The sequence below is a fragment of the Sphingomonas sp. genome, from assembly GCF_035490575.1.
Classification (GTDB): Bacteria; Pseudomonadota; Alphaproteobacteria; order Sphingomonadales; family Sphingomonadaceae; genus Sphingomonas.
In genome coordinates this window covers 1-7,048 of record NZ_DATJLI010000091.1, presented here as the reverse complement: position 1 = coordinate 7,048, position 7,048 = coordinate 1, and the positions used below count along the sequence as shown (strand labels likewise).

At 67.2% G+C, this 7,048-nt stretch carries 7 protein-coding genes and 1 tRNA gene; 6 read left to right on the top strand and 2 right to left on the bottom strand.

All coding sequences use genetic code 11. The annotated features are described in order from the left end of the window. The first annotated feature begins 214 nt into the window (after positions 1-214). Positions 215-700: an SPOR domain-containing protein gene (locus VL973_RS07050; protein ID WP_325283319.1), complete on the top strand. Its 486-nt coding sequence runs from the start codon at positions 215-217 to the stop codon at positions 698-700. Then, the gene (locus tag VL973_RS07045) at positions 697-1,872 is read left to right on the top strand and encodes a deoxyguanosinetriphosphate triphosphohydrolase (protein WP_325283318.1); all 1,176 of its coding nucleotides are present in this window, start codon (positions 697-699) and stop codon (positions 1,870-1,872) included. The genes VL973_RS07050 and VL973_RS07045 overlap by 4 nt, the downstream gene beginning before the upstream one ends. Before the next feature lie 54 nt (positions 1,873-1,926). On the opposite strand, the gene VL973_RS07040 is transcribed toward VL973_RS07045, so the two are convergent. Further along, positions 1,927-2,226, bottom strand: a complete 300-nt coding sequence (locus tag VL973_RS07040) for a hypothetical protein (protein WP_414712208.1) — start codon at positions 2,224-2,226, stop codon at positions 1,927-1,929. Between the two features lie 209 nt (positions 2,227-2,435). On the opposite strand from VL973_RS07040, the gene VL973_RS07035 reads away from it, so the two are divergent. Together VL973_RS07035 and VL973_RS07030 are read left to right on the top strand one after the other, a co-directional pair. Beyond that, a complete protein-coding gene (locus tag VL973_RS07035; RefSeq protein WP_325283317.1) occupies positions 2,436-3,845 on the top strand; it encodes a DUF1800 domain-containing protein in 1,410 nt (469 codons plus the stop codon). Between the two features lie 4 nt (positions 3,846-3,849). Next, positions 3,850-4,992, top strand: a complete 1,143-nt coding sequence (locus VL973_RS07030; RefSeq protein WP_325283316.1) for a DUF1501 domain-containing protein — start codon at positions 3,850-3,852, stop codon at positions 4,990-4,992. Positions 4,993-5,048: 56 nt separating this feature from the next. Here VL973_RS07030 and VL973_RS07025 read toward each other — a convergent pair whose 3' ends face one another. Beyond that, positions 5,049-6,053, bottom strand: a complete 1,005-nt coding sequence (locus VL973_RS07025; protein WP_325283315.1) for a DUF2171 domain-containing protein — start codon at positions 6,051-6,053, stop codon at positions 5,049-5,051. Positions 6,054-6,260: 207 nt separating this feature from the next. Between VL973_RS07025 and VL973_RS07020 the strand changes: the two genes are divergently transcribed. Both VL973_RS07020 and VL973_RS07015 read left to right on the top strand, forming a co-directional pair. Beyond that, a tRNA-Ala gene (locus VL973_RS07020) sits at positions 6,261-6,336 on the top strand. A gap of 91 nt (positions 6,337-6,427) precedes the next feature. Continuing rightward, positions 6,428-7,048, top strand: a 621-nt coding sequence (locus VL973_RS07015; protein ID WP_325283314.1) for a DUF6538 domain-containing protein, incomplete at its 3' end; no start/stop codon positions are given.

Here is a 7,048-nt window from a genome sequence, read left to right as displayed (position 1 = left end):
GCCTACGCCTACGCCTACGCCTACGCCTACGCCTACGCCTACGCCTACGCCTACGCCTACGCCTACGCCTACGCCTACGCCTGTCGCGTCGGCGACCGCGCGCGTGCCGGATGCCGTTTCGGTTCGATCCGCGCCCGTCGCAACGGCACAAGTTCCAACAACGGCCGCGCCGTCGCCCGCCAGCACGGCTGCGGCAAGTCCGCCGGTAAATCCCGTGCTGGCCGCAATCGTCGGCAACATCGCGATTCCCGCGGCCGAACTGGGCGTCGGTCCGCCACCGGCGCCGCCGCCCGAACCCCCGCCGCAGCCCGAGCCTGTCGCCGAGACGAAGGTCGAGGAAAAGCCGGTCGAGGTCACCCGGCCGAAGCCCAAAAAGGCCGAAGCCAAAAAGGCCCAACCCAAGAAGGTCGAGCCGAAGAAACCCGCCGAACCGGCGCGCTGGTGGGTTCAGGTTGCGGGTGGCGCGAATGTGAACGACCTGCCCAAGGCGTGGAACGCACTGGTCGCCAAGTCATCCGCGCTGAAAGGGCGACAGGCGTGGACCACGCCGCTGCGCTTCACCAACCGGCTGCTGACCGGGCCGTTCAAAACGGATGATGAGGCACAGGCATTCGTCAACAAGCTGGCGGCGGGCGGTTTGTCGGCCTTCACGTTCGAAAGCGAGGCGGGGCAGAAGGTCACGAGGCTGCCCGCCAGATGACCGTGCGCGCCCGCTGGGCTTCCGATCCGGCGAACAGCCGGGGCCGTCTGCATGTCGAGCCGCGCCCTGATGGGGGCGCCGAACGCGGCCCGCGCGACGCGTTCCAGCGCGACCGCGACCGCATTGTCCATTCGATCAGCTTCCGGCGGCTGCGCCACAAGACGCAGGTTTTCATGGCGCCCGACGGCGACCATTTCCGCGTCCGGCTGACCCACAGCCTGGAAGTCGCGCAGATCGGCCGCGTCATCGCGCGCACATTGGGTCTGAACGAGGATCTGACCGAGGCGCTGTGCCTGGCGCATGACATCGGCCACCCGCCGTTCGGCCATGCCGGGGAAGACGCGCTGAAGGCGGCGCTGGCCGACCATGGCGGCTTCGATCACAACGGCCATACGCTGCGCGCGCTGATGTGGCTGGAAAGCCCCTATCCGCGCTGGCGTGGGTTGAACCTTGGCTGGGAGACGCTGGAGGGGCTGGCCAAACACAATGGTCCCGTCGTCCATCCGCAATGGGCGTTGGCGGAGGCCGATGCCGCCTTTCCGCTCGACCTAGCGCGCTATTCCTCGCTTGAGGCGCAGGTGGCGGCGATTGCCGACGATATCGCCTATGACAATCACGATATCGACGACGGACTGCGCGCTGGGCTGTTGTCGCTGGACGCCATCCTGTCGGTGCCGGTGGTGGCGCAGGGGTGGGACGCGGTGCGTGCGCGGTTCGCCGATTGCCCGCCCGAACGGCTGATCGGCGAATTGATCCGGTCGCAGATCGGGGCCATGGTCAACGATCTGATCGCCAACACGCGCGCCCTGCTCACCGAGGGGCGGATCGAAACGGTGGAAGATGTGCGCGCGGCGGGGCAGTGCCTTGCCTGTTTTTCCGCGCCGATGCGCGATGCCGAACGGGCGCTGAAGCGTTTCATGTATGCCGAGCTTTACCATCATCCGCGCCAGTTGGAGGCGGCGGAAATGGCGCGCACCGTGGTCGCTGGGCTGTTCGCGGCCTATGCCGACGATCCGCGCCGCTTGCCCGGTGGGTGGCGTGAGACATTGCCGGGCGAAGAACCCGCGCGGGCGCGCCACATTGCCGATTTCATTGCCGGCATGACCGACCGCTATGCCGTCAGCCGGTATCGCGAGCATGTGGGACCGATCGTCCTGCCCGACGGGTTCTGAACGAAAAAGGGGCGACCGATGGCCGCCCCTTCCTCAAAACATTGGTGCGTCGGTTCAGTTGCCGGCGACTTCGGTGCCGCGGCTGGCAACCTTGACGGGCGTCAGCGGCTTGGCGATGCGGAAGCTGACCGGGCGGCCATCGACCCGGCCCGATGCGACGCGCCCACGGACGGTCAGTTCGAACGGGGTGTTCTGCGGCAGCGCGCGACCCTCGATGATGGTCGTGTCGCCCTTCACCTTGCTGGTGTAGGCATAGGTCTGACCATCACGGCTGAACACGGTTTCCTCGGCCATGGCAGGGGCAGCGAAAACGGCGGCGGCGGCAGCGGCGGCGGCGAAAAGCATCTTGGTCACGATCTGTCTCCTCTGGCGAAAGCCCTGAAAGAGCCTGATCGGCATCCCGGTCGTTTCTGTTTGTGCGATTATGTTGCGATGCAGCAATGGCGGCAATCGCAAAGCCCGTGATCGCGATTGCGCCTCACGCAATCGTCCAAGCGCCCGCTCTGCGCGCCAAGCGGTTGCGATGACAGACTTTTACGACATGCGTGCGCCATGGTGCATCCATGACAAAGGAATTGACATGGATTGCGTGGCATCGCTTCGGCCTTGGTCCGCGCGCTGAGGAGACCCCGCCCGCCAATCCGCGCGACTGGCTGATGGCGCAATTCGCCCGGTATCAACCGCGCCCGACGCCGATCGCCGCGCTACCGGGGTCGCAGGCGATCGCGACCGACATATTCGGCCTGTTGAACGAACGCCGGATGGTCCGCCGCGACCGTCGCGCGGCGCGCAAGGCGGGTCAGCCGGCGCCGCAGGCGGCGGGTAACGCCGTGGGCGCGGCATCGCGCCAGTATCTGATGCAGGCGGTCGGCGCGCGCGGAGCCGCTGCGCTTGTCAGCGAGGCGCCCTTTGTCGAGCGGCTGGTGCATTTCTGGGCCAATCATTTCGCGGTTTCGGCCGACAAGCAGCGCATGATCGCGCTGGCCGGCGCGTTCGAGTTCGAGGCGATCCGCCCGCATGTGCTGGGCCGGTTCGCCGACATGCTGCACGCGGTGGAGCGTCATCCCGCGATGCTGCTGTTCCTCGATCAGGCGCAATCGGTTGGACCGGGCAGCCCGGCGGCGCGGATGGCGGCCAGTCGCGGTCGCGCGCGCGGCCTGAACGAAAATCTGGCGCGCGAGATCATGGAGCTGCACACGCTGGGCGTTCGCAGCGGCTATTCGCAGGCCGATGTGACCGAGTTCGCGCGCGCGATCACCGGCTGGACGGTCGGCGGCCTGGGTCCCGCGGCCGCGCGCGGGGGAGCGCCTGGCGCATTCCATTTTACGCCGCGCCTGCACGAACCCGGCGAGCGGCGGGTGCTGGGCAAGAGATACCCGTCCGGCGGTGTGGAGCAGGGGCGCGCGATCCTCGATGACCTGGCGCGTCACCCCGCCGCGGCACGCCATGCCGCGACCAAGCTGACACGCCATTTCGCGGGCGATACGGTGCCTGCCGCGATGGTCGCGCGGGTCGAGCGCGCCTTCCTCGATTCGGATGGCGATCTGCCCACCGTCTACCGCGCGATCATCGCCTCGCCAGAGGCATGGGGCGCGGCGCCCGTCCGGTTTCGCAGCCCGTGGGACTGGACGATCGCCGCGTTGCGCGCGACCGGGGCGCGCGAGATGCCCGGACCGGCATTGACGGGTTTGCAGCAGCAACTGGGGCAGCCCGTCTGGCGACCCGGTTCGCCCGCCGGATATGATGACAGCGACGCCAGCTGGGCCGCGCCCGATGCATTGATGCGGCGCGTCGAGGCGGCAGGCCGACTGGCAGCGCGCGCGCAAGCCGCCAACATCGATGCTCGCGAACTCGCCGCGCGGATTTTCCCCGGCGGTCCCGAACCCGCCACGGCCCAGGCCATCGCAAGCGCCGAAAGCCCGCCGCAGGCGCTGGCCCTGTTGCTCTCATCCCCTGATTTCTTGCGGAGGTGATCCGATGATTGACCGTCGAACCTTTGTCGCTGCCGGTCTGGCGCTGGGTGCCGCGCCGCATATGGCCTTTGCCCGCGCCGCGACCGACCGGCGGCTGGTGTTCATCCTGCAGCGCGGCGCCGCCGACGGGCTGGGCACCGTCGCGCCGATTGGCGACCCCGATTTCGTGCGCCAGCGCGGCGTGCTGGCCGAACCCTTTGCCGATGCAGGGCGGCTCGATTCGACCTTTGCGCTGCATCCGGCGATGGCAGAGATGGCGGCGCGCTATGCCGCCAAGGAGGCGCTGTTCGTCCACGCGGTCGCCTCACCCTATCGCGAGCGTTCGCATTTCGACGGCCAGAACGCGCTGGAGACGGGCAGCGCGCAACCCTATGCCATCAAGGATGGCTGGCTGAACCGGCTGCTGGCGCTGCTGCCGCCGGACGAGGCACGCGCCATCGCGGTTGCGGCGACGGTGCCGATGGCACTGCGCGGGCGGGCGGACGTCGCCAGCTATGCGCCTTCGGCCCTGCCCGATGCCGATGACGACCTGATCGCGCGCGTGACCCGGCTTTACGCGGGAGATGAGCAACTCCATGCATTATGGGCACAGGCAACGGCGACGCGGGCGCTGACCGCCGATCTGACCGCCGACCAGGGACGCAATGCCGCCGCCACCGGCGCGCTGGCCGCGCGGTTGATTGCGCCCGCCAGTGGCGCACGGATCGCGATGATCGAAACCGGCGGCTGGGATACCCATGCCGGACAGACCGGACGGCTGGCCGCGCAATTGAAGGGGCTGGACGCGATGATCGCCACGCTTCGCACCGGGTTGGGCCGGGTGTGGCAGAACACACTGGTTATCGTCGCGACCGAATTCGGCCGGACGGTGCGCGTGAATGGCACTGGCGGCACCGATCATGGCACGGCATCGGCGGCGATGCTGGCGGGCGGCACGGTCGCGGGCGGGCGCGTCGTGGCTGACTGGCCGGGGCTGAGCGATGCGGCGCTGCATGACGGCCGCGACCTGAAGCCCACGGGCGATGTCAACGCGGTCGTCGCATCGGCAATCGCCGCCCATTTCGCGCTGGACGCAGAACGCGTGCTGCCGGCGCTGTTCCCCGCCAGCAGCAAGGCCGTTCTGCCACAGGGCCTGATCCGGGGGTGACCAGGAAAAAAGGGGCCGGGCGCGAAGCCCGACCCTTCATTCTCCGGCGCGGCAGTTCAGTAAGTGCCTGAATAGCGCCTGTTCGATTCGCGACCGCCCATATTGTCGTCGTCGCTGTCGGTGCGGCTGGCATAGCCGGTGCGCTGATTGTCGCCGAACATCGCCTGATTGCGTTCTTCATCGCGCCATTCATGCTTGGCTTGCTGCGCGGTTTTGCGGATACGCACCTTTTCCTCGACCGTTTCAATCCATCGCGAGGGGATCGAATGGTGCCGGCCACCGGCATCGACATCGTTTTTGGTCAGGATGATGCGGTCGCCGCGCACCTTGTCGACGGTGCCGACATGCTCGCCGTCCGAACCGATGACTTCCATATGCTCCTCGACCTTGGACAATGCGCTGCGCTGGCCCTGGCGTTCGGTGCGGAAGCTGTTGAACTCGTTCTCGAACTTCGTCGCGTTTTCGCGGCGATATTCGTCATAATCGCGGTCGAGTTCGTTGATACGCTGACGGCGCCAGCTTGAATAATGGGCGTCGCGGTCGTTTTCATACCGTTCGTCATAACGGCGATCCATTTCGCGGCGACGCTCGGCCTCGTCATCGCCGAACCATGATCGCACCTCATCACCCGCCCGGCTGAAAAAGTCGCGATCGTCATAGTCATAGCCCTGTGGCTGGCCCGTATAGCCGCGCCGCGCACGGTCGCCGCCGGGATAGCCACCCTGCCGCTGATAGGGCGAGGCATAACGGCTGCCCTGACCCTGAGCGCCGGGCCGGCCATAGCCGCCCTCGCGAACCGAATAGCCGCGCTCGCGATCGCCATAGCCGCGTGCAAACCGCTGGCCGCCATCATCGTCGTGATAGCCGCGCGCGCCATAGTTGCCGCGTTCATGGTGCTGCTCATAGCCGCGTTCATGCTCGCCATGGTGTCCGCGATCGCCATATTGGCCCGCGGCGGCGTAATCGCGCGCGCTGGAATAATCGTCGCGACCGGCGCCATAACCGAAATCGCGATCGTCGTCGTTGCGCCACCCGCCTCGTTGATTGCGTTCGTAGCCCATCTCGATCCTCCTGGGATTTTCGTTGCAGGGCAGTGACATCGCAGAAGCGCGATGACTGCTTCGGGTTCAAGGATCGGCGCGCGCTTATGTTCCGGCGGCTGTCGCGCAAATGCCGCGATCCAGCGTGCCGCGTTGGGCGTTGCATCGGCTGAAATGTGACGCTAGAGGGGCGGCCTTCCGGCGGCGAAAGCGGCCGGGCACGGCGGCGGGGCTGTAGCTCAGATGGGAGAGCGCTGCAATCGCACTGCAGAGGTCAGGGGTTCGATTCCCCTCAGCTCCACCAGCCGCCATAAGCCGTTGAAATCCGGCTAAATCGGCAGAAAACCTAGGCTTTTTACAGGCGACTGTTACATTTGTAATAGGAAGCCAAAGCCATGTGTACGTACCTCGCCAAGCGCGGATCGACCTACTATTTCCGCCGCGCTATCCCGGCTGAGTTGCGGCCCGCGTTCGGTGGCCGGGCAGAGTTCATGCTGTCCCTACGCACCAAGGACCGGGACGAGGCCAAGCGGCGCATCCCGGCGCACACCATCGAGACTGACCGTGCTTTGGCTGCGGCGCGCAGGATGCCCCCCAGCGCCCCGGAGAAGCCCGCACAGCCGCACAATGCGGCGGCGGCTGCTGCGGAGTGGGCGATGCAGGAACGCAGCCTGGAGGCCGACGAAATCGCCGCTAGCGAGCTTGCAGAGCAAGAGGCCCGGCAGGAAGCTCGCGAGGATGAGCGCCGGTATTGGCGCAGCCGTATGCGCTTTACCACCCGCGACCTGACCCCGCATGAAGCTGCGGTCAAAGACCTGCTGAGCGACAAGGAGTTTGACCTTGGGCTTGCCCGTGACCGGATTGCCTACCTCACAGCGGCCCTGAGGGATGCCAAAGCGGCGGGCGACCCGGATGCGCTGGCGCGCCCTGCCAAGACCCTGAGCGCCGCTCCCGCCGATGCGCCAGGGCAGGATACGGGCACGATGCTGGATACCGTGATTGTGCCCCGCTGGGCG